The following is a 2,844-nucleotide window of genomic DNA, read 5'->3' on the forward strand; positions in this document are numbered from 1 at the left end:
AAAAACGGCGTCCAGTCGATATACTTGCGTAAGGTTTCGACATCAGAATCATCAAAAATGTGGAGGCCTGGTTATGCAGGAACTGGTGGGGTGTATGCATCCCACTGTATCGCGACTTTGTTTGCACGCGCTTGTTCTAAAGTGACAGGCTTAGTACGCGGCTTCTTACGATTGTGTTGGTCACGAACACGCTCATAATCCGCATCCAGTTTTTCTATAAAGGCAGGTCGACGTTCATCGGAGAGTAATGACGAACAACCCCCTACTTCGCGCGACGCATTGTTTACGTAAACCACCGGATTTTTGTAGTTCTGCTCAATCTTAACGGCGGTGTGCGCTTTGGATGTGGTAGCCCCGCCAATCAGAAGCGGAAGATCAAAATTGAGACGTTCCATCTCTTTAGCAACATGAACCATTTCATCCAGAGATGGGGTAATCAACCCTGACAAACCGATAATATCAACGTTCTCTTCTAGCGCGACTTTTAAGATCTTTTCACACGGTACCATCACGCCAAGATCGATGATCTCGTAGTTATTACACTGCAGTACAACGCCTACAATGTTTTTGCCGATGTCGTGCACGTCACCCTTCACTGTCGCCAACAAAATTTTTCCGTTACTGCTACCAGATTGTTTTTCGGCGTTAATAAAAGGCTCTAAATGTGCGACAGCTTGCTTCATTACACGTGCAGATTTCACTACTTGAGGTAAGAACATCTTACCTTCACCAAATAGGTCCCCCACCACGTTCATGCCATCCATCAAAGGACCTTCAATCACTTCCAGTGGTTTTGCCGCATTCACACGTGCTTCTTCAGTGTCTGCAACGATGAACTCTGTGATCCCTTTAACTAACGCATGCTCTAAACGTTTTGCGACAGGCCAAGTTCGCCACTCAAGCGCAGAGGCATCTTCTTCTTTGCCAACGCCTTTATCTGCGTACTCAGCCGCGATATCCAACAATCTTTCTGTAGCGTCATCTCGACGGTTAAGCACAACGTCTTCTACCGCTTCTCGTACTTTTTCCGGAACGTTGTCATAAATTTCAAGTTGACCCGCGTTTACGATCCCCATATCCATACCATTTTTAAAACAGTGATAGAGGAACACAGCATGGATAGCTTCACGAACGTAGTTATTACCGCGGAAGGAGAAAGACACGTTCGACACGCCACCGGAAATCATCGCGTGTGGCAAATCGCGCTTGATGTCCGCTACAGCTTCAATGAAATCAACAGCATAGTTGTTGTGCTCATCAATACCCGTTGCGACGGCAAAAATGTTCGGGTCAAAAATAATGTCTTCTGGCGGGAAGCCAACTTCATCTACTAAAATACGATAAGCATTTGTACAAATTTCTAGCTTGCGCGCGCGTGTTTCTGCCTGACCAACCTCATCGAATGCCATGACGATCACAGCTGCGCCATAACGACGGATCAGTTTAGCTTGCTCAACAAATTTCTCTTTGCCTTCCTTCAAAGAGATAGAGTTCACAATACCTTTACCTTGAATGCATTTCAGACCCGCTTCAATCACTTCCCATTTGGAAGAGTCGACCATGATTGGCACTTTGGAGATTTCTGGTTCTGAGGCACATAGGTTTAGAAAACGCACCATACAAGCCTGTGCGTCTAACATCCCCTCATCCATGTTGATGTCGATGATTTGGGCACCATTTGCAACTTGCTGACGCGCGACTTCTAATGCTTCGTCATACTGTTCTTCTTTGATCAAACGTTTAAAGCGAGCAGAACCTGTGACGTTAGTTCGCTCACCGACATTGATGAATAAAGTCTCTTTCTCAATCGTTAATGGCTCTAATCCGGAGAGACGACAAGCAACAGGCAAATCTGGCAAAGCGCGAGGTGTAACACCTTCAACGGCCTGCGCCATTTGGCGAATATGCCCCCGCGTTGTCCCACAACAGCCACCAATCAGATTTAAAAAGCCGCTGCTAGCCCACTCTTTTACATGCTCTGCCATATCTTCTGGAGAAAGGTCATATTCTCCAAAAGCATTCGGCAAACCTGCGTTAGGGTGTGCGGAAACAAATGATTCAGAAATACGAGAAAGCTCTTCCACGTATGGGCGCAGTTCATCTGGCCCCAATGCACAGTTAAGACCGAAAGATAACGGCCTTACATGACGTAGAGAGTTGTAAAATGCTTCCGTGGTTTGCCCTGATAACGTGCGCCCCGAAGCGTCGGTAATCGTACCGGAAATCATGACAGGCAGTGCAACACCAAGCTCTTCAAATACAGAATCGACAGCAAAGGCACATGCCTTAGCATTCAATGTATCGAAAATAGTTTCGATCAAAATAAGATTAGCCCCCCCTCTTATTAACGCTCTAGTTGACTCGGAATACGCTTCAACCAGCTCATTTAAAGAAACATTGCGGTAGCCGGGATCATTCACATCAGGAGAGATAGAGCACGTTCGGTTGGTTGGACCAAGTACACCTGCAACGTAACGAGGTTTGTCAGGCGTTTTCGCCGTCCACTCATCGGCAACTTCACGAGCCAGTTTTGCCGCGGCGAAGTTAATCTCTTCACTCAGGCTTTCCATCTCATAGTCAGCCATCGCAATGGTGGTCGCGTTAAAGGTATTGGTTTCTAGAATATCAGCGCCGGCTTCAAGGTAAGCGCTATGGATTTCCTTAATTAGTTGAGGCTGGCTTAGCACCAACAAGTCGTTGTTGCCTTTTAGATCACAGTGCCAATTGGCAAAGCGCTCTCCTCGGTAATCTTGCTCTTCAAGTTTGTACCCTTGAATCATGGTTCCCATACCACCATCAATCAATAAGATACGTTTCTTCAATTGAGCTTCAATCTGTTGTCTT

General features: G+C 46.3%; 1 pseudogene. It reads right to left on the minus strand.

Features of this window, described 5'->3' with window-relative positions:
* A pseudogene (gene metH, locus R7F07_RS24515) lies at positions 1–2,844 on the minus strand (methionine synthase); the annotation flags it as partial.

This window comes from Vibrio sp. YT-16 (assembly GCF_033337405.1).
Classification (GTDB): domain Bacteria; phylum Pseudomonadota; class Gammaproteobacteria; order Enterobacterales; family Vibrionaceae; genus Vibrio; species Vibrio alginolyticus.